Annotated in this window: 20 protein-coding genes; 11 read left to right on the top strand and 9 right to left on the bottom strand. The window is 66.5% G+C overall.

Translation table 11 applies throughout. The features are described from left to right. Positions 1–20 precede the first annotated feature (20 nt). Both ACFSCW_RS07935 and ACFSCW_RS07930 read right to left on the bottom strand, forming a co-directional pair. On the bottom strand, positions 21–929 hold the full coding sequence (locus ACFSCW_RS07935) for a diacylglycerol/lipid kinase family protein (protein ID WP_380888308.1): 909 nt from the start codon (positions 927–929) through the stop codon (positions 21–23). Beyond that, positions 926–2,107 (bottom strand): aromatic ring-hydroxylating oxygenase subunit alpha, encoded by a 1,182-nt coding sequence (locus ACFSCW_RS07930; protein WP_380888307.1) that lies wholly within the window; start codon positions 2,105–2,107, stop codon positions 926–928. The genes ACFSCW_RS07935 and ACFSCW_RS07930 overlap by 4 nt, the downstream gene beginning before the upstream one ends. A 308-nt stretch (positions 2,108–2,415) precedes the next feature. On the opposite strand from ACFSCW_RS07930, the gene rpsF reads away from it, so the two are divergent. From rpsF to rplI, 3 genes are read left to right on the top strand one after another with little or no spacing between them, the layout of a single operon-like run. Further along, a complete protein-coding gene (gene rpsF, locus ACFSCW_RS07925) occupies positions 2,416–2,832 on the top strand; it encodes a 30S ribosomal protein S6 (protein WP_380888306.1) in 417 nt (138 codons plus the stop codon). A gap of 3 nt (positions 2,833–2,835) precedes the next feature. Next, the gene (rpsR, locus tag ACFSCW_RS07920) at positions 2,836–3,060 is read left to right on the top strand and encodes a 30S ribosomal protein S18 (protein ID WP_046347832.1); all 225 of its coding nucleotides are present in this window, start codon (positions 2,836–2,838) and stop codon (positions 3,058–3,060) included. A 12-nt stretch (positions 3,061–3,072) separates the two neighbouring features. Beyond that, positions 3,073–3,678, top strand: a complete 606-nt coding sequence (gene rplI, locus ACFSCW_RS07915; protein ID WP_380888305.1) for a 50S ribosomal protein L9 — start codon at positions 3,073–3,075, stop codon at positions 3,676–3,678. Positions 3,679–4,219: 541 nt separating this feature from the next. On the opposite strand, the gene folE is transcribed toward rplI, so the two are convergent. Further along, positions 4,220–4,831 (bottom strand): GTP cyclohydrolase I FolE, encoded by a 612-nt coding sequence (gene folE, locus ACFSCW_RS07910; protein WP_380888304.1) that lies wholly within the window; start codon positions 4,829–4,831, stop codon positions 4,220–4,222. 236 nt (positions 4,832–5,067) lie between these two features. On the opposite strand from folE, the gene ACFSCW_RS07905 reads away from it, so the two are divergent. Next, positions 5,068–8,121, top strand: coding sequence for a TonB-dependent receptor (locus tag ACFSCW_RS07905; protein WP_380888303.1), 3,054 nt, complete (start codon positions 5,068–5,070; stop codon positions 8,119–8,121). A gap of 92 nt (positions 8,122–8,213) precedes the next feature. Continuing rightward, positions 8,214–8,804 carry a PRC-barrel domain-containing protein gene (locus ACFSCW_RS07900; RefSeq protein WP_380888302.1) on the top strand — a complete coding sequence of 197 codons (591 nt, stop codon included), beginning with the start codon at positions 8,214–8,216 and terminating at the stop codon, positions 8,802–8,804. Here the strand turns inward: ACFSCW_RS07900 and ACFSCW_RS07895 are convergent. From ACFSCW_RS07895 to mutL, 3 genes are all read right to left on the bottom strand, one after another. Beyond that, positions 8,769–9,044 (bottom strand): acylphosphatase, encoded by a 276-nt coding sequence (locus ACFSCW_RS07895; protein WP_380888301.1) that lies wholly within the window; start codon positions 9,042–9,044, stop codon positions 8,769–8,771. The genes ACFSCW_RS07900 and ACFSCW_RS07895 overlap by 36 nt on opposite strands. Before the next feature lie 227 nt (positions 9,045–9,271). Further along, entirely contained in the window at positions 9,272–11,593 is a 2,322-nt protein-coding gene (locus ACFSCW_RS07890; protein ID WP_380888300.1) for an EAL domain-containing protein, read from the bottom strand. A gap of 77 nt (positions 11,594–11,670) precedes the next feature. Continuing rightward, on the bottom strand, positions 11,671–13,476 hold the full coding sequence (gene mutL / locus ACFSCW_RS07885; protein ID WP_380888299.1) for a DNA mismatch repair endonuclease MutL: 1,806 nt from the start codon (positions 13,474–13,476) through the stop codon (positions 11,671–11,673). A gap of 131 nt (positions 13,477–13,607) precedes the next feature. On the opposite strand from mutL, the gene ACFSCW_RS07880 reads away from it, so the two are divergent. From ACFSCW_RS07880 to rodA, 5 genes are read left to right on the top strand one after another with little or no spacing between them, the layout of a single operon-like run. Beyond that, a complete protein-coding gene (locus ACFSCW_RS07880) occupies positions 13,608–14,648 on the top strand; it encodes a rod shape-determining protein (RefSeq protein WP_380888298.1) in 1,041 nt (346 codons plus the stop codon). A gap of 16 nt (positions 14,649–14,664) precedes the next feature. Then, positions 14,665–15,552 carry a rod shape-determining protein MreC gene (locus ACFSCW_RS07875; RefSeq protein WP_380888297.1) on the top strand — a complete coding sequence of 296 codons (888 nt, stop codon included), beginning with the start codon at positions 14,665–14,667 and terminating at the stop codon, positions 15,550–15,552. Next, positions 15,549–16,064, top strand: a complete 516-nt coding sequence (locus ACFSCW_RS07870) for a rod shape-determining protein MreD (RefSeq protein WP_380888296.1) — start codon at positions 15,549–15,551, stop codon at positions 16,062–16,064. Before ACFSCW_RS07875 ends, ACFSCW_RS07870 begins: the two co-directional genes overlap by 4 nt. Before the next feature lie 59 nt (positions 16,065–16,123). Next, a complete protein-coding gene (mrdA, locus tag ACFSCW_RS07865; RefSeq protein ID WP_380890054.1) occupies positions 16,124–18,046 on the top strand; it encodes a penicillin-binding protein 2 in 1,923 nt (640 codons plus the stop codon). Between the two features lie 29 nt (positions 18,047–18,075). After that, positions 18,076–19,155: a rod shape-determining protein RodA gene (rodA, locus tag ACFSCW_RS07860; protein WP_380890051.1), complete on the top strand. Its 1,080-nt coding sequence runs from the start codon at positions 18,076–18,078 to the stop codon at positions 19,153–19,155. Here the strand turns inward: rodA and ACFSCW_RS07855 are convergent. Then, entirely contained in the window at positions 19,152–20,306 is a 1,155-nt protein-coding gene (locus ACFSCW_RS07855) for an ABC transporter permease (protein ID WP_380888295.1), read from the bottom strand. The two genes, rodA and ACFSCW_RS07855, sit on opposite strands and share 4 nt — an antisense overlap. Next, positions 20,303–21,214, bottom strand: a complete 912-nt coding sequence (locus ACFSCW_RS07850; protein WP_380888294.1) for an ABC transporter ATP-binding protein — start codon at positions 21,212–21,214, stop codon at positions 20,303–20,305. Before ACFSCW_RS07850 ends, ACFSCW_RS07855 begins: the two co-directional genes overlap by 4 nt. A 61-nt stretch (positions 21,215–21,275) precedes the next feature. On the opposite strand from ACFSCW_RS07850, the gene ACFSCW_RS07845 reads away from it, so the two are divergent. Beyond that, positions 21,276–21,800: a GNAT family N-acetyltransferase gene (locus tag ACFSCW_RS07845; protein WP_380888293.1), complete on the top strand. Its 525-nt coding sequence runs from the start codon at positions 21,276–21,278 to the stop codon at positions 21,798–21,800. Between the two features lie 6 nt (positions 21,801–21,806). Here ACFSCW_RS07845 and ACFSCW_RS07840 read toward each other — a convergent pair whose 3' ends face one another. After that, on the bottom strand, positions 21,807–22,670 hold the full coding sequence (locus tag ACFSCW_RS07840; protein ID WP_380888292.1) for a winged helix DNA-binding protein: 864 nt from the start codon (positions 22,668–22,670) through the stop codon (positions 21,807–21,809). Positions 22,671–22,729: the final 59 nt, after the last annotated feature.

Below are 22,729 nucleotides of genomic sequence, written 5' to 3'. Positions count from 1 at the left end.
TGAAAAGGAAAGGGCGCGGGTTAGGAAGCCGGGGCGTCGGATGCAAGCGGCACGATCAGCTTCAGCGCGCCGGGCCGGATCCGGTAGCGAAGCGGCGTCTCGGCAACGAAGGCCTCGCCGTCGGCGGCGACATGGAGGCCGTCTTTGCGACTATCCACCTGCGCCGAGCTGCCCGAGAGGACGACGAAATCATTCTCATCCAAACGGCCGAGCAAGGCCTGCGTCATGGCTTTTGCGAGTTTCAGCCGCGACCGCGCCTTGATCGCATACAGATAGAGCTTGCCTTCATCGAGCGCGGCTCGCTTGCCAAGCCCGAACAAGCCCGTCTCGTAGCGATTGTTGCCCACGAACAGGATGGGCGTCTCGATATGCTCGGTCTCGCCCTCGACCGAAATCCGCAGCCGCCACTTCGACAAGCGCCACAGTGCCCGGCCGGCCGCGCGCGCCATGGCTGGCCATTTGCCGCGGCCGAGATATTCCTGCTGCCGCTCCCGGTCGCGCACCATCAGCGGATAGAGCCCGACGGAGCTGTTGTTGACGAACACGCGGCCGTTCACCTCGGCGAGATCGACGGCGCGGGCATGCCCCGCCGCGATCACCTTCACGGCCTCGTCCAGCTCCGCCGGAAGCCCGGCGTCCTTCGCGAAATGGTTGAGCGTCCCGAACGGCAATATGCCCATTGGCAAGTCGCTCCCGGCCAGCAGCGCCGCGACCGATCCCACCGTTCCGTCGCCGCCGCCGACGACCAAGGCGTCTATGCCACCGCGCTTCGCCAGAGCCTCGGCGCGGTCGCGGAGCGCATCGGGCTCCAACGCCTCGACACTCGCATTGACCCCCGCCGCGCGGAACGCCGCTTCGGTCTCTTCGATCAGCTCCGGCCGGCGCTGCAGCGTGCCGCCGGCACGATTGAGAAGGACCGCGACTTTCAAACGGGCTGGACGGCCGGCCGCCGGCTCCAGCCCGGCGCAGGCGCGCGGGGCAGCCGCGCCTCGGGGATCAGCCGCCTCAGCTTCCGCGCGAAGCTGCGCAGGCAGACCTCGCTCTCGCCGAGCGGCCCTGCAACATAGCTGGGTGACGTCATGCCCGCCTGAACGCGCGCGATCAGCTTGGTATCCTCGGCATTGACCTGCCGGTTGATCCGCCAGTTGAGATACCGCGCCGCCCGCATCTCGCGCCGGTCGTCGGGCAACGCGTAGCTGATCTCGCGGATCACCGTTGTCGTCGCGGAGGTCGGCAGGAACTGCATGAAGTCGATCTGGTCGGGATAGATGTCGAACGCCACGTTCGGCCACAGCTTGTAATACAGCCACAGCCGCTGCTGCGCGTCGGGCAGGTGCGGCACCCGCGGCAGGAGCTTCTGGTACGCCCGTTCGCTCGGATTGGCGGACTCCCGCTCGATCAGCTCGCCGGACATGCGGTCGACATGCTCCCGCGCCTCGATCGCGTAGCTCCGCCCAAACAGCCGCGTCAGCCCGGGATGGCCGACCGGAATATGCAGCCCGTCCGAATAATTGTCCGCGATCGTCTTCCAGTTTAGCGCGCGCGGGCGAAGCGTCACCCGTCCGATCGCCTGCATCTCCTCGAAACGGTAGGGTGCAATCTCGTGCTCGTACGGCGCCATCATCTCGGCGACCGAGGGCGCGCCCGGCTCCAGCTTCACGAACACGAAGCCGCGCCAGATCTCCATCGCGATCGGCACGAGGCCCAGCTTCGACTGGTCCAGCCCCGGATATTCCGACTTCATCGGCACGCCGGTCAGCCGCCCGTCGAGATCGTAGGTCCAGGCGTGATAGGGGCAGACCAATTTCTTCGCGCAGCCGCCGGTGCCGTCGGTCAGCCGCGAGCCCCGATGCCGGCAGACGTTCGAGAAGGCGCGCACTTCGCCATCGTCGCCGCGCACCACGATCACGCTTTCGCCCAGATAGTCGAAGCTGCGCCATTCGCCCGGCCGCGCCAGCTCGTTGACATGGCACACCACCTGCGGCGCCGCGCGCAGAAACCGCGCGACTTCCGCCTCGAAGAATTCGGAATCGTGATACAGCCAGCCCGGCAGCGACAGATGGTCGTCGGGATCGGCATCGATGACGAAGCGAGGCGCGGTGCTCATGGGCCTGACCTAGCCCTCCCATGATGAGAGGTCGAGTCACGCCAGGCCGCTTCGCATGCGCGCCAAATCGCGCCCGCCGCCTTGTTTCCTTCTTCTGCCACCGGCGCGGGAATGCTATACCGACTCGCGAGGGACGTGACGGCCCTGGCCCCACTCCCCACCGGCCTTGCGTTCGAGCCTGATTTCGTGCATTGGCCGTCACGTCGGGGTGGGAAGCCTGTCTTCCCGCCCCGCTTGCTTTGAGACGACAGCCGGAGGGGCGTCCGCACGGGGCGGCGTCAGCGATCGGCCAACATTGAAGGACTGACATGGCTCTTTACGAGCATGTGTTCCTTGCGCGCCAGGATCTGGCGCAGGCGCAAGTGGACGCACTGGCGGAAGCCGCCACCAAGATCATCGAAGACAATCAGGGCAAGGTCGTGAAGACCGAGACCTGGGGTCTTCGCAACCTCGCCTACCGCATCGCGAAGAACCGCAAGGCGCATTACGTGATGCTCGACATCGATGCGCCCGCCGGCGCCGTCGCCGAGCTGGAGCGCCAGACGTCGATCAACGAAGACGTGATCCGCTACATGACCGTCCGTGTCGACGCGCATGAAGGCGGCCCGTCGGTGATGATGCGCAAGAGCGACCGCGACCGTGGCGAACGCGGTGAGCGTGGCGACCGCGGAGACCGCGGCGAGCGCCGCCCCCGCCGTGACGACCGCGAAGAGATGGGACTTTAAGACATGGCACGCCCCTTTTTCCGCCGCCGCAAGAGCTGCCCCTTCTCCGCGAAGGACGCTCCCCGGATTGATTACAAGGACGTCCGTCTGCTCCAGGGCTTCGTGTCCGAGCGCGGCAAGATCGTCCCCAGCCGCATCACCGCGGTTTCGGCCAAGAAGCAGCGCGAGCTCGCCCAGGCGATCAAGCGCGCGCGGCACCTTGGCCTCCTGCCCTATATCGTGAAGTAAGGAACCGCCCTCATGGACGTCATTCTGCTTGAACGCGTCGAAAAGCTGGGCGGCATCGGGGACGTGGTCTCCGTCAAGCCGGGCTTCGCACGCAACTACCTCCTGCCGCGCAAGAAGGCGCTGCGCGCCAACGAGTCGAATCGCAAGGTCTTCGAAGCGAACCGCGCGCAGATCGAGGCGGACAACGCTGCCCGCCGCTCGACCGCCGAAAAGGATTCGAAGGGCATCGACGGCAAGTCGATCACCCTGATCCGCCAGGCATCGAACACCGGCCAGCTCTACGGCTCGGTCGCGGTGCGCGACATCGTCGAGGCCTTGGCTGCCGAGAACATCAAGGTTCTGAAGAACCAGGTGGTGCTCGACAAGCCGATCAAGGCGATCGGCGTGAACACGGTCAAGATCGCGCTTCACCCCGAAGTCTCGGTCAATATCACCGTCAACGTCGCCCGCTCGCCGGAAGAGGCCGAGCTGCAGGCGCAGGGCGTCGACGTGATGGCCGAGATGTTCGAAAAGGACGAAGCCGGCTTCACCGAAGCCTTCGACCCGAACGCGGAGCCGGGCGACATCGCCGCGGCCACCGCAGCGCCGGCGACCGAAGGCGAGACGGCGGAAGCCTAAGCTATAACTCTCATCGTCACCCCGGCCTTGAGCCGGGGTCCCGCTACCTTTTCAGGAAGAAGAAGCGGGATGCCGGATCAAGGTCCGGCATGACGGTGATGGAGCGGCAAAAACAAAGAAGGGCCTCGCTCCGACAGGGAGCGGGGCCCTTCTTCTTTCGCGCCCGCGCCCGTCTCGATGGGGAGCGGAGACAGGGCGGGCGCGTCCCCCCGGGTATCTTCAGACGGTGTAGAGATACAGCGTCGAGAAGAGCGCGGTGAGCGAAGCGGCGAGTGGGATCAGGCTTCTAAGCATGAACCTGAGATAAACGATTCGCGGGAACCCGCCTGTGAAGTGCGACACAGGCGCGAAAAATGACGGCGAGGACGACGAAAGTGGCGATTTGTCCGATCAACCCTCTCCCCACTGGGGAGAGGGACGGCCGCGCAGCGGCCAGGGAGAGGGGCTGACACCCTGCGTGCCGATTCTGCCCCTCTCCCGGTCTCCCCCGGCTCGGGGCCGGGGTCGCCCACCCTCTCCCCGGTGGGGAGAGGGTCAAAGATCAGCACCCCATCAGCGCCAGCACTTCCTTCCTGCTGCGATCGTCGTCGCGGAACACGCCCATCATGCGGCTGGTGGTCATCGTCACCCCGGGCGTGCGGACGCCGCGGGCGGTCATGCAGCTATGGCTTGCCTCGATCACCACCGCGACGCCGACCGGCTGGAGATTGTCCCAGATGCAGTCCGCCACTTCGGCGGTCAGCCGTTCCTGCACCTGCAGCCGGCGCGCAAAGCCGTGCAGCACGCGAGCGAGCTTGGAGATGCCGACGACGCGGTTCTTCGGCAGATAGGCGATGTGCGCCTTGCCGATGATCGGCGCCATGTGGTGCTCGCAATGCGACTGGAACGGAATGTCGCGCAGGATCACGATCTCGTCATAGCCGCCGACTTCCTCGAACGTGCGGCTAAGATGGACCGACGGGTCGTCTTCATAGCCCTGGCAATATTCCTTCCAGGCGCGAGCGACGCGCAGGGGCGTGTCGGCCAGCCCCTCGCGGGTGGGATCGTCGCCGGCCCAGGCGATCAGCGTCTTCACCGCCTCGGCAACTTCGCGCGGCACCGGAATCTTGCCCGGAGTTTCGACCAGATCGCCGTCTTCCAGATGATCGCCCATGGGCGGCCTGTCCCTTTCGCTTGTCTAAGACGATATAGGCGGCGATTTTTTTGGTGCAAATGACGCTACGGCAAGGGTCGGGAGTGCGGCACTTGCGCCACGCTTCCGCCAAAAACCGCCATTCTTGCCCTTATCTTAGGTTGACGCTTTCGTAAGTTTACGCATGATCTTCATCCAGAGGCGCCACAAGGCGTCCTGCGGGAAATTCCCGCGCGAACATGGGGAGGATGCACTTCATGCGGAGAGTCGATCTGCTCGGCGCGACGGCGCTGGTTCTGTTGGCGGCGACGCCAGCCTTTGCTCAGGATACGGCGGCCGCCGCCGCGGACACCGATCAGGGCATCGGCGACATCGTCGTCACCGCCCAGCGCCAGTCCGAGACGTTGCAGACGGTGCCGATCGCCGTCTCCGCCTTCAGCGCCGACAATCTTCGGCAACAGCAGATCAATTCGACCAGCGACCTTCAGCTCTCGCTGCCGAATATCACCTACACGAAGAGCAACTTCACCTCGTCCTCCTCGTTCAACATTCGCGGCATCGGCGACCTTTGCGTCGGCGTCACCTGCGACGCGGCGACCGCGGTGCACGTGAACGACGTGCCGGTGATCGGTTCGCCGATCTTCCAGAACGAGTTCTTCGACGTGGAGCGCATCGAGGTGCTGCGCGGCCCGCAGGGCACGCTGTTCGGCCGCAACGCGACCGGCGGCGTGATCAACTTCATCACCGCCAAGCCGGACCTGACCGGCATCCACGCCGCGGGCGAAGCCGAGTACGGCAATTACAACAGCATCCGCGTGAAAGGCATGGTCAACGTGCCTCTGACCGAGACGCTGGGCGTTCGCGCGGCCGGCTATTATCTGAAACGCGACGGGTTCACGCGCAACCTGTTCAACGGCAAGCGCATCGACGGCCGCGACCAGTATGACATTCGCGGCTCGATCCGTTGGGAACCGACTGCCGACACGACGCTCGACATCGTGGGCCATTATTTCCATGAGAACGACGACCGCTCGCGCATCCAGAAACAGCTGTGCCATCGGGACCCGACCGGCGTGCTGGGCTGCTTGCCCGACCGTCTCGGCTTCGAGCAGCTGAACGGCGACTCCACCCTCGCCGCAATCCTGACCTCCACCGAGTTCATCAACATCGCGCTCGGCGCGCTCGCCCCGACCTTCCGGCCGCTCGCGCTCGGCAGCGTCTACAACACCGACGGCGACGTCTATTCGAACTTCACCAACCCGGCCAATCTGCGCACGGTCAACATCGACTCGCTGCCGCACTTCAAGACCCAGGAAAAACAGGTTCTCGTCAACCTCAACCAAAATCTGGGCAGCTTCAACCTCAAGCTGGATGGCGGTTATACCGAGGGCAGCACGGATTCGACTGTCGACTATAACGTCGGCGTGGAACGCTCGCTCGCGAACAATCCGGGCCTGGTCGCGCTGAACGCGCTGGCCGCAGCGCCGGGCGCTGCCTTCCCGGGCGGCGTCAATCCGTTCACGAACATGAAGAACGCGCTGATCCCGAGCGGTCCGGGCGGTCCCTTCTGCCAGTCGCTGGCCGACCAGCAGGGCGTCGGCGTCTATGGCGGCAAGTCCGTCTGCGCCAATACCAGCCTCGATTTCGACCGGTCGACCGCCTACGGCAAGCAGTGGTTCGCGGAGGGCATCTTCACCTCCAAGTTCGACGGGCCGTTCAACTTCCTGCTGGGCGCCGGCTATCTGGACTATAAGGTCCGCGACAACGACTATTTCGTGAACTCGTTCTCGCTCGACTATGCGGCCGGCCTGCTCGGCGCGGCGAGCGCGATCGGCACGCGCGCTGCCGGCGGCACCATCCCGAACGTCTATCGCGGCACGCCGTTCTACGACAACGACTCCCGCTTCTATCACCTGAAGTCCTACGGGATCTTCGGCGAGGCCTATGCGCAGATCTCCGACAATCTGAAGCTGACGGTCGGCGCGCGCTACAACCACGACCAGAAGAACTACACGGCGCGGACGACCCTGTTCAACGACTCCAACGGGACCGGCGTGCTGGTGCCGTTCAACGCGACCAACCTTACGCAGGCGCTCAATTACGGTTCGCTGGACTTCGACGCCACGCAGCCCGGCAACCAGGAGTTCGCGCGGAGCAAGGTCAGTTTCGGCCGCGTGACCGGCCGCGCCGTGCTCGATTGGCAGATCACCGACCGCAACCTGCTCTATTTCTCCTACGCGCGGGGCTATAAATCGGGCGGCATCAATCCGCCTTTGTCCCCGGTCTTCGCGGTGCCGACCACCTTCGGACCCGAAACCGTGAACGCGTTCGAGATCGGCTCGAAGAACACGTTCCTCGACGGCACCTTCCGGTTCAATCTGACGGCTTTCTACTACCAGTATAAGAGCCTGCAGCTCAGCCGGATCGTCGCCCGAACCTCGGTTAACGACAACGTCAACGCGAACATCCTGGGCCTGGAGGCCGAGGGTATTCTTCGCCCGACGCGCAACCTGCTGATCAACCTGACGGCCAGCTTCCTGAAGACCAAGGTCTCGAACGACAAGCTGCTCGGCAACCCGCAGGATCCGTCCGGCGGGCGTTCCGACGCCGTCATCATCAAGGATCTGACCAACGCCGCCAATTGCGCGGTCGGTTCGGCAAGCGGCAACGCGCTCCAGTCCAACGCGCTGGTCAGCACGACCAACGCGCTGCTGGCGCTGCGCCCGACCACGCCGATCCCCGGCACCAACACCACCGGTGCGTTTAGCGTGTGCAGCATCCTGCAAGCGGCAGCCGCCGGGAACATCGCCGCCGCCAATCCGGCCTTCGGGGCGCCGAACCCGGCCTTGGGCGGCCTGACCGCACAGCAGTTCATCAACCTGCAGGTGACAGGCAATCCGGCGACGGCGGGCTCGTTCCAGTATTTCCCCAGCGGCGTGCCGGTGAACATCCGGGGCAACAACCTGCCCCAGTCGCCGCACTTCAAGTTTTCCGCGGGCATGCAGTACACGATCGACTTCAACAATGGCTGGAACCTCGTTCCGCGCATCGATCTGAACTATACTGGCGGCTATTACGGCAGCATTTTCAACCAGCGGATCAGCCGCATCCAGGGCTATGAAGTCGTCAATGCCCAGATCCAGCTGAACGGGCCGGACGATCGCTACTTCGTCCGCGCCTTCGTCCAGAACCTGACGAAGAACAACGCCATCACCGGCCTATACGTGACCGACCAGTCGTCGGGCCTGTTCACGAACGCCTTCACGCTGGAACCGCGCCGCTACGGCATAGCCGCCGGCGTCAAGTTCTAAGCCAAAGAGGTTCCGTCCTGGGCCCGCGCGACACGATCGCGCGGGCTCTTTCTTGTCCGGAACGATCCGCCGGCCCCGCGGGTTCGCGCGGCATGGAAGAGCTTTCGAGCTGGATCGCGCCGATTGCGACGGCGCTGGCCGCCTGCATGACCGCGGCGAACCTTGGCAGCCGGGTGACCGGCTGGGGCTTCGTCGTCTTCACGATCGGGTCGGTCGCCTGGACGACCTATGGCGCCACCACCGGGCAATCGAACCTGCTGTGGCAGAACCTGTTCCTGACCGCCGTCAATCTGGTCGGCGTCTGGCGCTGGCTCGGCCGGCAGGCGCGGCTCGACGACGGCGCCCGCGCCGCCGCCGAAAAGAGCGAGCGGCAGGACGCCCCTACCCTGTTCGCCGTCTCCACATTGAGCGGCGCACCGCTGCTGTCGCGCGACGGTGAGACGATCGGCTCGACCGTGGATGCAATGGCGCGATGCCACGACGGAGCGATCGACTATCTGGTGGTCGGGAAAGGCGGCGTCGGCGGCCTCGGCGAAACGCTTTACGCGCTGCCCTGGGGGCGATTGACCGTCGAACCCGACCGTGTCGTCACCGACGCCGATCTGGACACACTCCGTCCGATCGATCCCAAGGACTGGCCGGCCCGACTAGACCGTCGAGCGAACCTCGAAACCGGCGGCTGAAATCGGTTCGGCCGGCGAAACATCGACATGGTCGACACGCGCCATGTGTGGCCCTTCACGCACTCTTTCGAGATAGATGCCGACCGCGCCGCCGTCTCCCGAGGCAACCGCTTCGACCCGGCCGTCACGCAGATTGCGCACCCAGCCGCTCAGGCCCAGCGCCGCAGCTTCGCGCTGCGCCCAATCGCGATAGCCGACGCCTTGAACACGCCCCGAAATCAGAAGACGCACGCTGCGCATGACGGGATCAGTGGTGACCGATGCCGCTGGAATTGAAAAGGGGCTCCAGCGGAGCCCCTGATCTCGTTTCGATGGTCCGGAGTTAACGCCAGCCGAAAAAGCCGCCGATCACTTCCCAGATGCCACGCCCAGCTTGGGGCCGCTTCGTCTTCTTCGCCATAACGTTCCCCTTTCAACGCAGGGCACACGCGACTCGGCACCCTTCACGTTTAAGGTTAACGTTACGTTTACGATATTACAACCCTTGCCAGATGTTGGGCCGAATCGGCGTCCAGCAAGGCGACGAGATCGGCATAGGGAATGGGTTTGCTGAGCAGATAGCCCTGGGCGATGTCGCACCCGAGCCGGCGCAGAACCTGCATCACCGCTTCGTTCTCGACCCCCTCGGCAACGACATGGCGGCCAAGCTTGTGCGCCATGTCCAACGTCGCGCGGACGAGGATCAGGTTCTGCTGATTGCGATCCAGATCGGTGATGAAGGTTCGGTCGATCTTCACTTCATGGGACGGCAGCCGCGCCAGATATTCGAGCGTGGCCTTGCCGGTGCCGTAATCGTCGATCGACAGCTTGACGCCGGTCGCGACGAGCTGCTGCATCCGCTCGATATTGCCGGGCACGCTGAGCAGATCGCCCGTCTCGGTGATCTCAAGCGTAAGCTCCCGGGCCGGAACGTCGTGGCGGGCAAGCGCTGACGACACCCGCTCCACCAGATCGCTTTCCTGCAACATCTGCGGCGACAGGTTGACCGACACGCCGAGTTCATGCCCGCTCGCGCGCAAGGCAGCGAGGTCTTTGAGCGATTGTTCGAGCACGAAATAGGTGAGCGGCGCGATCTTCCCGTGCGCCTCCGCAACCGGAATGAACTGGTCGGGGGTGAGCGGCCCCACCGTGGCATGCTTCCACCGCACCAGCGCTTCCGTCCCGATGATCCGCCGCGTCGCGAGCGAAACCTTGGGCTGATAGGCAACCCAGATGTCGCCGCTGGCAAGGGCAAGGTCGAGACCGCCCATCAAAGAAAGCTGCCAGGCCGCCGCGTGAGAACGCTGGGCGTCATAGACTTTCCAGACCTCGTTGCCGCGCGCGGCTTCCTCGGCGCAGAGCATCGCGCTCGCCACGCGGCTTTTGAGCGGCCGGTCGAGGCTGCCGTCGATGCCGAATGACAGCAGCAGGTCGACGCTGCGGTCCTCGAGCCGGATCGGCTGGGCGAGCAATTTGTGCAGGCCCCGCAGATGCTGCAGGAATTCGTCGTCGGGCGGCTGGCGGCTCGTCCAATAGAGCCCGTCTTCACCGTGATAAAGCTGCTCGACGCCGCCTGTAGCCGACAGACGGCGCTCCACTTCGCCGATCAAGGCACGTTCGATGTCGGTCGGGAAGCTGGACACGATCTCCGCCTGATTGCGGATCTTCAGCGCGACGACGCTCGGGGCATGCGCGTTTTCGCTTTCGATCAGCGCCATCAGGTTGGGCAGATCGGAAACGGGGTTCACGCGCCGCGTCGCTTCCACGCGGGCTAGGCTGAAGCCTCGATAGGTGATGATCGAAAACAGCAGCAGCGCCGGGAAGATGTCCACGTCGATCAGCCGCTCGGCGAGCCAGGCCGGCACCGCCGCAAAGGTCGCGACGGCGACGGCGATCGACAGGAACTGCGTCGAGCGGCGGCGCGTCAGCAGGAACAGCCCGGAAAGGATCAACCCGCAGCCGAACGGCGGCAGCCAGCCCCAGCGCACAGGAATGCCCTCGCGCAGCGTTTCGGCGGCGACGACATGGAAATAGACGCCCGGGCTCTGGCCCTGGAGCAGGATCGGATAGATGTCGCGCAGGGTTGGCGAGGTCGGGCCGACGATCACGTCTCTGCCCGCCAGCGCCGATGCCGGAACCTTGCCGTCGACGACGTCGACGAAGCTGACGGTCGGCACGGTCGCGATCTGGATCGACCAGTCGGGCCGGAAGAACCCTTCCCGGCCCGGCGGCAGTTGTGCGATCTCGGAGGCGACCGACGGCACCAATTTCCCCGCAAACCGGTCGCCGAACGTGACCTTGGCCGAGAAGAAAAACGGCGTGTTGAAGCCGTTTAGCGAACGGAACGGTGCAACAGCCCGGAACATCGGCCGCGGCAGCGTCTCTATGCGCTTGCGGCTCGAATCCGGCGGGCTGATCGCACCCAGAAATACCTTGCCGGGATGACGGGCCAACGCGTCCGCGAACGCGGCGTCGCCTTTCGGGCTGGTCGCATCGGCATAGACGCGGTCGAAAAACACCCGGCGCGCGCCGGCGGCGAACAGTGTGTCGACCAGCCTGGCGTCGATGGTGCGGGAGAAGGCGAAGCCGCCGTACCGATCGCCGGTCTTGTCGTCGACCGCGACGACGACGATGTCGCCACTCGCCGGGCGCCCGCGCGCATAGTCGCGCGCGGCCTTGAAGATGTCGTCGAGCGGCTCGCCCCCTTCGATCGCACCGACGATGACGCCGATCAGCAACGCCCAGAAGACGATGCGCAGCCGCGGCCGCGAAAGCAGCGCGTCGCGCAAGGCGCGAAGCCTCCGGATCATCGCCGGGTCTGGCGGAGGGCGGACATGCCCCGGCTGCTAATGGATGAACGATGAAGAAACCGTAACTCAGGGGCGGCTCACCGCCTGCCGAACAGCTTCTCCAGATCGGCGCGCGCCAGCTTCACCCAGGTCGGCCGGCCGTGGTTGCATTGGCCGCTATGCGGCGTCGCTTCCATCTCGCGGAGCAGGGCGTTCATTTCGGCGACCGATAGCGCGCGGCCGGCGCGGACGCTGCCGTGGCAGGCCATGGTGGCGGCGACTTCGTCCAGCCGCTCCTTGAGGCTCAGCGCCTGATCGAACGCGGCGAGCTCGTCGGCAAGGTCGCGGACGAGCCCCGGGATGTCGCCCTTCCCCAGCGCCGCCGGCGTCGCGCGGACCAGCATCGCCGCCGGGCCGAAACGCTCCAGCTCCAGCCCAAAGCCGGCGAGCTCCGCGATGCGCGCTTCGAGGCGGTCGCACGCCGGCTCGTCGAGCTCGATCACTTCCGGGAGCAGCAGCGCCTGCGCGTGAATGCCGCCATTCGCCGCCGCGCGCTTCATCCGCTCGAGCACCAGCCGCTCATGCGCGGCGTGCTGATCGACAAGGATCAGCCCGTCCTCGGCCTCCGCGACGATATAGGTGTTGGCGACCTGTCCGCGGGCGACGCCGAGCGGAAAGGCGCGATGCTCCGGCGGCGGGGTGTAAGCGGGCTCCGCGCGTCCGGAGGGCGGTGCGGCGAAGAAGGAGCGGTGATCGGAAACGCCACCGGCACCTTGTGCTCCGGCGAAGGCCGGAGCCGTGGGAGTGGGCCACGCAGGGCTCCGGCCTTCGCCGGAGCGCATCTCGGGCGCTTCCCACCCGCTCAGTACATCCACCGCCGCCGGCCGCGCGCTGGCATGACCGGCCTCGTCGAGCGCGCGCCTGAGGCCGCTAACGATCAGTCCGCGCACCAATGCCGGATCGCGGAAGCGGACTTCGGTCTTGGCGGGATGGACGTTCACGTCGACTTGGTCGGTCGGCAGATCGAGGAATAGCGCCACCACCGGGTGACGATCGCGTGCGAGCAGGTCGGCATAGGCGCCGCGCACCGCGCCGGCGAGCAGCCGGTCCTTCACCGGGCGGCGATTGACGAACAGATATTGGTGATCGGCGACGCCGCGGCTGAAGGTCGGCAGCCCGGCGACGCCGCCCAGCACCAGCCCTTCCCGCACCAGATCGACGCCAACGCTGTTGGCGGGCAGCTCGCGGTCGGTGAGCGCCGCGACCCGCGCGGGCGCGCTGTCGCCCGGCGGCACGCTCAGCACGCGGCGGCCGTCATGCTCCAGCGCGAAGCCGATCTCCGGCCGCGCCATGGCCAGCCGCTTCACGATATCGAGGCAGGCGGCATATTCGGCGCGTGCGCTGCGCAAGAACTTGCGCCGCGCGGGCACTTTCTCGAACAGCCCTTCGACCCGCACCCGCGTGCCCGGTGGCAGCGCGGCGGGCGCCTCCCCCGCGACCTCGCCATTGTCGACCGTGACCGACCAGCCGTCCGGCGCCGCCTGTCCTGAGCCTGTCGAAGGGCGCACCCGGCTTTCGAGCGTCAGCCGCGCGACGCTCGCGATCGACGGCAACGCCTCGCCGCGGAAGCCGAGCGTGGTCACTGCCTCGATGGCTTCGTCGGGAAGCTTCGAGGTCGCGTGGCGCTCGAGCGCGAGGCGCATGTCGTCCGCCGTCATGCCGCAGCCGTCGTCGGTCACTTCGATCAGCTCGGTGCCGCCGGCAGTCAGGCGGACCGCGATTCGGGTCGCGTCGGCATCGATCGCGTTTTCGACCAGCTCCTTCAGCGCGCTGGCGGGCCTTTCCACCACTTCACCGGCGGCGATCCGATTGACGAGGTGCGAGGGGAGCCGCCGTATTGACATGGGTTTTGCTCTAGCCCAAGCGACGGCATCCCGCGACCCGGCCATCCACGAAAAATCAAGAAAACTCTGGTTTCGTAGAAACGGTGGGCGGGTATAAGGCGCCCTGGGTTTTGTTTCACTGCGGGACAGAAATGCTCTTTTCGCGATTCTTCAAATTCATGTCCCACGACATGGCCATCGATCTCGGCACCGCCAACACCGTCGTCTATCTCCGCGGCCGCGGCATCGTGCTGAACGAGCCTTCGGTGGTCGCGATCGAGACGATCAACGGCATCAAGAAAGTGAAGGCGGTCGGCGACGACGCCAAGCTGATGATGGGCAAGACGCCGGGCTCGATCGAGGCGATCCGTCCGCTGCGCGACGGCGTTATTGCCGACATCGACGTCGCCGAACAGATGATCAAGCACTTCATCCACAAGGTGCATGGGCAGCGCCGCTTCCCGCGTTGGCCGGAAATCGTGATCTGCGTGCCGTCGGGCTCCACCTCGGTCGAGCGCCGCGCGATCCGCGACGCCGCTTCCAACGCGGGCGCCTCGCAGGTCTGGCTGATCGAGGAACCGATGGCCGCCGCGATCGGCGCCGACATGCCGGTGACCGAGCCGATCGGCTCGATGGTCGTCGATATCGGCGGCGGCACCACCGAAGTCGCGGTGCTCTCGCTGCGCGGCCTCGCCTACACCACCTCCGTCCGCGTCGGCGGCGACAAGATGGATGAAGCGATCGCCTCCTATGTCCGCCGCAATCATAACCTGCTGATCGGCGAAGCGACCGCCGAGCGGATCAAGAAGGACGTCGGCACCGCCAAGCCGCCGGCGGACGGCATCGGCAAGACGATCCAGATCAAGGGCCGCGACCTGGTCAACGGCGTGCCCAAGGAAATCGAGATCAATCAGGGCCAGATCGCCGAGGCACTGAGCGAGCCGGTCGGCACGATCATCGAAGGCGTCCGCATCGCGCTGGAAAACACGGCGCCGGAGCTCGCCGCCGATATCGTCGATCAGGGCATCGTCATCACCGGCGGCGGCGCGTTGCTCGAAGGATTGGACGAAGTGCTGCGCGACGAGACCGGCCTGCCGGTCACCGTCGCCGACGATCCGCTGACCTGCGTGGCGCTCGGCACCGGCCGTGCGCTGGAAGACCCGGTGTTCCGGGGCGTTCTGCTGACCGCCTGACGAAAGGCAGCCCCAGGTGGCGCGCCCCTCAAATCGCCGTCCCGGTTATTCCCGACGCGCGCAATACGGTCTGTTCTTCGGCTATGTGGCGGCTGTCTCCGGCGCAGTCGTCGCCCTGTTGCTTCTCATCTTGTCGACGGTGGATCCCAACGGCTTCGGCGCACTGCGGGGCGCGGTCAGCGACGCGACGCTGCCAGTCACGTCCGCCGGCCGCTGGGTGGTCGAGGGCGTCATGGATACCGGCGGCAGCGTCGGCTCCTACATCAACGCGACCGGCAAGGTCCGCACACTCGAAGCGCAGCAAAAGGCGTCCGCGACCAAGCTGATCGAGGCGCGGGCGCTCGCGTTCGAGAACATGCGGCTGAAGCGGCTGCTGGGTATCTCCGAGCAAGGGCTGCGGCCGGTCGCCGCAGGCCGCCTGGTCGGATCGACCGGGTCCAGCATCCGCCGCTATGCCATCCTCAACGCCGGCTATCTGAACGGCGTGCGTGGCGGCATGCCGGTGCGCGGGCCGGGCGGGCTGATCGGCCGGATCGCGAGCGCCGGCGCGGCCAGCGCACGCGTCGCGCTGATCACCGACGGCGGCACTGTCGTCCCCGTCCGCCGCGTGCCCGACGGGACGCCGGCGATCGCGACCGGCACCGGCGACGGCTTCATCGACATCCGCGCTCTGGGCGCCGAAAATGCCACCTTCAAGCGCGGCGACGTATTCGTGACCTCGGGCGCGGGCGGCGTCTATCCGCCGAACGTGCCGGTCGCGATCATCGCGAAGGCCACGCGCGAGACTTTCCTGGCGCTGCCCGTCGCCGATCCGGCGCGGCTGGATTTCGCCATCGTCGAGCCCGTCTATCAGCCGCAGGTCGAGGAGCAGCGGCGCGCCCTGCCGCCGCCGCCCGGCCAATGAGCGCCACCCTCGCCTATCGCGGCTACACGCCGACATTGAGCGTCAAGGCGCGCGCGGTGCCCATCGTCTCGACGATGCTCGGCTCGCTGATGCCGGGGCTGCTGCCTATCATCGCCCAGGCGCCGATCGTGCCGCCCTTCGGCCTGATGGTGCTACTCGCCTGGCGCTTGCTGCGTCCCGGCCTCTGGGCTGTGTGGGCGCCGCTGCCACTCGGCTTCTTCGACGATCTGGCGAGCGGCCAACCGGTCGGCAGCGCGATGCTGAGCTGGACGGTCGCGTTCCTGGCAATCGAGTTTTCCGAACGCTCGCTTCTCTGGCGCGATTACCTTCAAGACTGGTTCGCCGCCTCTGCCGCAATCGCAGGCTGCATCTTCGCCGGCTATGTCTTTGCTCTGTTCGCGGGCAGCACAGCACCTATCTTTGCGATCGTGCCCCAGATCGTTGCGTCGATGCTGTTCTTCCCCGCCGTTGCCCGGCTCTGCGCTCGGCTCGATGCCTGGCGTCTGAAGTGAAGCGACCGAAGAAAGTCGTCACCGAAGCCAGCCAGAGCTTCACCTTTACCCGGCGCGCGATGTTCCTGGGCGCGGTTCAGGGCGGCGTCGGTGCGCTGCTCGCGGGGCGCATGGCCTGGCTGTCGATCGCCGAGAATGAGCGCTACGCGCTTCTCTCGGAAAGCAACCGCGTCAACCTGACGCTGATCCCGCCTCGCCGCGGCTGGATCGTCGACCGGCAGGGCAAGCCGATCGCGATCAACCGCACCGATTTCCGCGTTGACCTCATCCCGGATCGCATCGTCGACAAGGAGCGCGAGCTGGCAGAGCTGCAAAAGCTGCTCGACCTGCCCGAAGAGGAGATGCAGCGCATCCGCGACGATCTGGAAGAAGCGCAGGGTTTCAAGCCGGTCCAGGTCGCCGAGGATCTCGATTGGGAGAAATTCGCGGCGGTCAGCGTGCGACTGAACGAGCTGCCGGGCGTGTCGCCGATGCGGGGCTATTCGCGCTTCTATCCCGACGGCGCCGCGGTCGGCCATCTGGTCGGCTATGTCGGCGCCGCGTCCGCCAAGGATTATGAGGAAAACAAGGACCCGTTGCTGATCACGCCGGGCTTCAAGATCGGCAAGGACGGGCTCGAAAAAGTGATGGAGCCGATGCTGCGCGGCACCCCCGGCGCCAAGCGCGTCGAGGTCACCGCCCGCGGCAAGCTGGTCAAGGAATTGACCACGCGCGGCGACGTGCCCGGCCACACGCTGAAGCTGACGATCGACGGCGGCTTGCAAACCTATGCGGCGCGGCGGCTGGGGACCAATTCTGGCTCCGTCGTCGTCATCGATCTGGCAACCGGCGGCCTACTCGCGTTCGTCTCGATGCCCTCCTACGATCCGAACAGCTTTTCCGACGGCATCGGGCGCGACGAATGGAAGATGCTGTCGGAAGACGACCACGTGCCGCTGATGAACAAGGCGGTACTGGGTCTTTATCCGCCGGGCTCCACGGTCAAGCCGATGAACGCGCTGGCGCTGCTGGAAGCCGGGGTCGATCCGCGCGACCGGGTCGTCTGCTCGGGCGCGCTCCGCGTCGGCAACGGTCTGTTCCATTGCCACAAGAAGCGCGGCCACGGCCCGCTCGATATGAAGAATGCAGTCATGCAGAGCTGCGACATCTATTTCTACGAGATGTCGCGCCGGCTCGGCTATGACCGGATCGCGCCGGTCGCTCGGGCAATGGGGCTCGGGCAGAAGTACGACTTGCCGATCGTCTCGCAGCGCTACGGCACGGTGCCGGACAGTGCGTGGAAGCTGAAGAAATACAAGCAGCCCTGGACGGTGCCGGATTCGCTGAACGCGTCGATCGGCCAGGGCTATGTGCTCGCCAATCCGCTGCAGATGGCGGTGATGGCGTCGCGCCTCGCTTCGGGGCGCGAGCTTCATCCGTCGCTGTTCCTCGGCCATGACAAGCCGTCGCGCGCCCTGCCCTTCAGCCCAGAGCATTTCGAAATCGTCCGCAACGCGATGTTCGGCGTGGTCAACGAAGGGGGCACCGGCGGCGCGGCGCGGATGCAGGTGCCGGGCGTGACGCTCGCCGCCAAGACGGGCACCGCGCAGGTGCGGCGCATCACGATGGCGGAACGCGCCGGCGGCGTGCTCAGCAATGCGTCGCTGCCGTTCAAGATGCGCGACCACGCGCACTTCATCTGCTTCGCGCCCGCCGACAATCCGCGCTACGCTGCGGCTGTGGTGCTGGAACATGGCGGCCATACGGTGCGCAATCTCGACACGCCGCTGACCGGCCGCGACATCATGACCTATCTGTTCGACCCCGACCGGGCGATGAAGAGCCTGGCGGAAGTCGAGCCCACTTGGGGCGGCGACATCGCCACGCGCATGGCCGCCAAGGCAGCAGCCTGGAAGGCGGCCAAGGCGACGCCCGGCCCCCTGCCGACTTCCACACCGACGCCCAGCGATCCGGGCGCCAATTCCGCGGCGGCGGTCGATTGAAACAGGGCGGCATCATTCCGGCGCCGTTGATGGTGCTGCCGTGGAGCGCGATTTTTCTCGTGCTCGCAATCGGCGGGTTCGGTCTGGTCGTGCTTTATTCGGCTGCCGGCGGCAGCTTCACGCCCTGGGCGTTCGGCCAGGGTTTGCGGTTTATGATGTTCCTGGGCCTCGCGATCGCGCTTTCGCGCGTGCCGATGCGCGGGTGGGAGCAAATTGCCTTCCCGCTCTACGGTGTGCTCGTACTGATGCTGATCGGCGTCGAGGCGATCGGCGGCATCAGCGGCGGCAGCCAGCGCTGGCTCGATCTCGGCATCATCCGCTTGCAGCCCTCGGAGTTGATGAAAGTCGGGATCGTGCTCGCGGTCGCACGCTTCTACGGCATGCTGCCGGCTGGCCAGCTCAGGACGATAAACGCGATTTGGCCAGCAGCGGTATTGATCGGCGTGCCGGCGGCGCTGGTGCTGCTGCAGCCGGACCTCGGCACGGCGCTGATGATCACCTTCGGTGGCTTCACGGTGACGTTCCTCGCCGGCCTGCCGCTGCGGCTTTACGTCGGCGCGGTCGCGGCGGTCAGCGCCGCGGCCCCGATCGCATTTGGAATGATGCACGAATATCAGCGCAACCGCGTGCTGATCTTCCTCGATCCCGAAAGCGATCCGCTGGGCAAAGGCTATCATATCAGTCAGTCGAAGATCGCGATCGGGTCGGGCGGCCTGTTCGGCAAGGGCTTCCTGCAAGGGACGCAAAGCCGGCTCGACTATCTCCCCGAACGCCATACCGACTTCGTGTTCGCGACGATGGCCGAGGAATGGGGACTCGTCGGCGGGCTGTTCCTGATCTTCGCGTTCCTGCTGCTGATCCGCTGGGGCATGATGGTCGCGCACAACGCCCGAACCAAGTTCGCGCGACTGGTCGCGGCGGGGCTTGCAACCACGATCTTCTTCTACGTCGCGATCAACCTGATGATGGTGATGGGCTTGGCGCCGGTCGTCGGCATTCCGCTGCCTTTGGTCAGCTATGGCGGCACCGCCGTGCTGACGGTGATGATCTGCCTGGGCATCCTGATGTCGATCGACCGCGATTCCCGCCGCGGCCGGCGCCTGCCCTAGCGGCGCATCCCGCCCGATTTCAGCACGCCGCGGCGGAACAGGCGTGCGGCGATCGTCACCGTGATCGCGAGCCACAGGAGCTGCCAGGCGAAGGCAGCGGCGTGCTGCCATAGCGGGACGCCGCTCGCCGCGCGCCCGGCCATCGCGAAGGGCGAGCTGAACGGGAAGATCGCAGACGTGATGCCGACCGTCGAGTTCGGCGCCGAAGCGCCGGCGCTCGCCAGCGCGAACATCGCGACCTGGAAGATCGTCACGGGCAGCGACAGCATCTGGATCTCGCGCATCGTCGACGCCTGCGCGCCGACGCCGAGGAACACCGCGCCCAGCAGCAGGAAGCACAGCATGAAATAGCCGAGGAACAGCAAGGCGAACGACCAGAGATTGCCCGCTGGCGCGATCGCATCGAGGCTGAGTCCCGCGACATGCGACGCCGCCGCGACGCCCGCAATGCTGCACCAGAAGCCGGAAAAGAGCAACGCCACGCCCAGCATGCCGATCAACTTGCCAAGGAACACGGCCTCCAGCGGCACCGCGGCGGCGAGGATCTCGATCACCTTGTTGTTGCGCTCCTCCGCCAGCATGCTGATCGTCTGGCTCGCGAGCAGCAGCGACAGGAAGAACATCGCGAACACGGCATAGAAAGCAGTCTGGTTGCTCGATCGCGGGCGGGGACCGGCGGTAGCCGGATCGAAGGCGCGGAGCTCGGCGCGAGCTCCGGTCGCCGTGGCGGCGAGCAGCGCTAGATACTCGGCATCGCGCGCGCCATTTGGAGCGTGCAACACGCGCGGCCGTTCCGGGGGACCGGACATTATGGCGGACACTCCGCCCTCTCCCAGAAACTGGCGCGCTTGCGCATCGGCATTTGCGGCGGGGGCGTGGAACTCGACCGACGGCGGCCCGGGATCGCTGCCGACAACGCCGCGCAGCCGGTCGTCGGCATCGCCCAGCCGATCCCTTTGCGCGCCATCGGCCAGGATGATTGCGCGTTCCCGCGCCCCTTCGACGACGTGCGCAGCGCCGAGGCCGCCGACCGCGGCAACCGACATCATGAACAGCGGTGCGAGCAGGAAGATCAGGAACGTCGGCGTCAGCACGATCGCGCTGAAGTCGCGGCGCGCGATCACCAGCGCCTGGGCGAGAAAGCGCTTCATGCGCCGCTCTCCGCGTCGCGCACCAGCTTCACGAACACTTCGTGCAGGCTCGGCCGCTCGATCGACAGGCCGGCGACGCCATGTCCGGACTCGATCAGCCGCGCCAGCACCGGCTCGATGCCTTCGTCCGGCACCCTGAAGTCAAACCCGTCACGATCCGCAACCGCATCGGCGGGAAGCAGCGCCCGCGCACCGCCGTTGCCCGAGCGCGGCACCAGATGCGCGCGCATCGGCAGCAGAGCGCGAGCCTCGTCCACCGTCCCTTCGAAGCGGCGCTTCCCGCCGGCGATAATGGTCAGCCGCTCGCACAGGCGCTGGGCATGGGCCATTACATGCGTCGAAAACAGGATTGTCGCGCCGCGGTCGCGCTCGGCCAGGATAAGCTGCTCCAGCTTCTCCTGATTGACCGGGTCCAGGCCGGAGAACGGCTCGTCCAGCACCAGCAGGTCGGGCCGATGCACCATCGATCCGAGCAATTGGACAAGCTGCGCCATGCCTTTCGACAGCGAACGGATCTTCTCGCCAGCCGCCACGCCGAGCCCTGCTTCCTCCAGCATCTCCATCCCGCGGCGGCGCCCTTCCGCCCAATCCAGGCCGCGCAAGGCACCCATGAACGCGATCGCTTCGCGAGCCTTCATCGACGGGTAGAGCCCGCGCTCTTCCGGCAAATAGCCGATGCGGTCGCTGACGTCGCGCGGGTGACGGGCGCCGAGCACGACGCGCTCGCCTTCGTCCGGCTCGATGATGCCGAGCAACATGCGCAGCGTCGTCGTCTTGCCTGCGCCGTTGGGGCCGAGCACGCCATAGATGCAGCCGCGCGGCACGGCGAGATCGACGCCGTTCACCGCCTGCTTGCGGCCGAAGCTTTTCTGCAAACCGGTCGCGGTCAGGGCAAAATCGTCGGGCACGCCTGCTCCAAGGGCAGAACAGGGCTTGGCGTCAAGGGGCGAGCCCGGCCAAAGAAGGTTCATGAATCCTGTCGTTCGCGAAGCCACGCCCGCCGACCTCGGCGCCCTGCTCGACCTCGTCCATAGCGCCTATCGCGGCGACAGCGCTCGCGGCGGCTGGACGCACGAGGCAGACCTGCTCGACGGTCAGCGCACCGATGCGGCGGCACTGGAAACAATCCTGAGCGATCCCGCCCAGCGCCTCCTGGTCGTCGAGGAGGATGGCGCGCTCGCCGGCTGCGTGCAGATCACCGACAAGGGCGACGGCACGGCCTATCTCGGGCTCCTGTCGATCGATCCGCAGCGTCAAGCGCAGGGCCTCGGGCGCGTGCTGATCGCAGCGGCGGAGGACCATGCCCGCCGCCTGTTCCACTCGCGCACGATGGAGATGACCGTCATTCGCCAGCGCGAGGAGCTGGTCGCCTATTATGAGCGGCGGGGTTACGCCCGGACCGGCGAGGAGCGGCCGTTCCCAATGGACGATCCGCGGTTCGGCATTCCCAAGCGTCAGGACCTGAGCTTCGTCGTGCTGGCGAAGCCGCTCTAGCGATGATCAGAGGCGGAGACCCATCTGGTGGGCCGTCTGGAAGTAGGCGTGCATCGCGTCCGTCGCGGCGTCGGACAGCTCGATGAAGATCCGCCGCCCATCCTCGGGGTCGTCGCGGCGGACGAACAGGCCGTGCTCGGTCAGCGTGCGTATCCAGCGGAGCGCCGTCGTTGCCGGAACGGCCGCCGCGATGCACAGGCTGGAGACCGCAACCCGGCTCCGCTCCAGCCGCGCCGCCAGCAAATCGAGCAGCATGTCCCAGGCCGGATCGGCGAACAGGTCCTTGGAGAAGAATTGCTCCCGGAGGCGCCGGATGCGGATCAGGTTGCGCACCATGTTCGCATCCATTTGCGGCTCCGCGGCCAGCTCAACGTCGTCGCGGGGCGCGGGCGGCGCGTAGGGGCGCGCCGTGCTTGATATCTCGGCCAGCGCTCCGGCAATGCGCGCGACTTCCTCGCTCAGCCGGCGCAGCCGCTCGGCCTCCGCCTCGACGCCCTGATCGTTGAGCGCATTTCGTCCTTTGGCGAAGGCGACCGCCAGTTCCGTGGCACGCTCCTGAAGCCCGGCATCGCACAGCAGCGACACGCGCGGCTCCTCGAGCCGGGCCATGACATCGTCGACCAGGGCATGAGGGATCGAGACGATCGCCGACGTACTTCCCTCGCTGACAGCGCGATTGGTCCAGTCGAGCAGGCGGTCGCGAGCAGCCGCGTCGCTGCCTCCCAGCTCGATCAGCACCGCATCGACGCTGACCTGGCTCAAGCGGTCGAGCGCGGCATCTACCCGCTCGACGCCGATCACGCGAGCGCCGGCGGCGTGCGCAGCCGCCGTCGCCGCGGCCTGCTCCTCCGCGCGATCCGCGACGATCAATAAGGAGGGCTCGTCCCCCCAGGCCCCTGCGACGCCGGACACTGTGCTTACCTTATGCC

The organism is Sphingomonas tabacisoli, assembly GCF_042678385.1.
In the GTDB taxonomy this organism is placed as follows: Bacteria; Pseudomonadota; Alphaproteobacteria; order Sphingomonadales; family Sphingomonadaceae; genus Sphingomonas_B; species Sphingomonas_B tabacisoli.
The sequence above is the reverse complement of the archived record's forward strand: the minus strand, read 5'-3'. Positions and strand labels throughout refer to the sequence as shown.

Excerpts from the sequence above, each read along its gene's own strand:
- rpsF (WP_380888306.1), top strand. The coding sequence starts at position 2,416 with ATGGCTCTTTACGAGCATGTGTTCCTTGCGCGCCAGGATCTGGCGCAG.
- mutL (WP_380888299.1), bottom strand. The coding sequence starts at position 13,476 with ATGTCAATACGGCGGCTCCCCTCGCACCTCGTCAATCGGATCGCCGCC.
- ACFSCW_RS07890 (WP_380888300.1), bottom strand. The coding sequence starts at position 11,593 with ATGATCCGGAGGCTTCGCGCCTTGCGCGACGCGCTGCTTTCGCGGCCG.
- ACFSCW_RS07845 (WP_380888293.1), top strand. The coding sequence starts at position 21,276 with ATGAATCCTGTCGTTCGCGAAGCCACGCCCGCCGACCTCGGCGCCCTG.
- ACFSCW_RS07900 (WP_380888302.1), top strand. The coding sequence starts at position 8,214 with ATGGAAGAGCTTTCGAGCTGGATCGCGCCGATTGCGACGGCGCTGGCC.
- rplI (WP_380888305.1), top strand. The coding sequence starts at position 3,073 with ATGGACGTCATTCTGCTTGAACGCGTCGAAAAGCTGGGCGGCATCGGG.
- ACFSCW_RS07870 (WP_380888296.1), top strand. The coding sequence starts at position 15,549 with ATGAGCGCCACCCTCGCCTATCGCGGCTACACGCCGACATTGAGCGTC.
- ACFSCW_RS07895 (WP_380888301.1), bottom strand. The coding sequence starts at position 9,044 with ATGCGCAGCGTGCGTCTTCTGATTTCGGGGCGTGTTCAAGGCGTCGGC.
- ACFSCW_RS07880 (WP_380888298.1), top strand. The coding sequence starts at position 13,608 with ATGCTCTTTTCGCGATTCTTCAAATTCATGTCCCACGACATGGCCATC.
- ACFSCW_RS07855 (WP_380888295.1), bottom strand. The coding sequence starts at position 20,306 with ATGAAGCGCTTTCTCGCCCAGGCGCTGGTGATCGCGCGCCGCGACTTC.
- mrdA (WP_380890054.1), top strand. The coding sequence starts at position 16,124 with ATGTTCCTGGGCGCGGTTCAGGGCGGCGTCGGTGCGCTGCTCGCGGGG.
- folE (WP_380888304.1), bottom strand. The coding sequence starts at position 4,831 with ATGGGCGATCATCTGGAAGACGGCGATCTGGTCGAAACTCCGGGCAAG.
- ACFSCW_RS07905 (WP_380888303.1), top strand. The coding sequence starts at position 5,068 with ATGCGGAGAGTCGATCTGCTCGGCGCGACGGCGCTGGTTCTGTTGGCG.
- ACFSCW_RS07930 (WP_380888307.1), bottom strand. The coding sequence starts at position 2,107 with ATGAGCACCGCGCCTCGCTTCGTCATCGATGCCGATCCCGACGACCAT.
- rodA (WP_380890051.1), top strand. The coding sequence starts at position 18,076 with ATGGTGCTGCCGTGGAGCGCGATTTTTCTCGTGCTCGCAATCGGCGGG.
- rpsR (WP_046347832.1), top strand. The coding sequence starts at position 2,836 with ATGGCACGCCCCTTTTTCCGCCGCCGCAAGAGCTGCCCCTTCTCCGCG.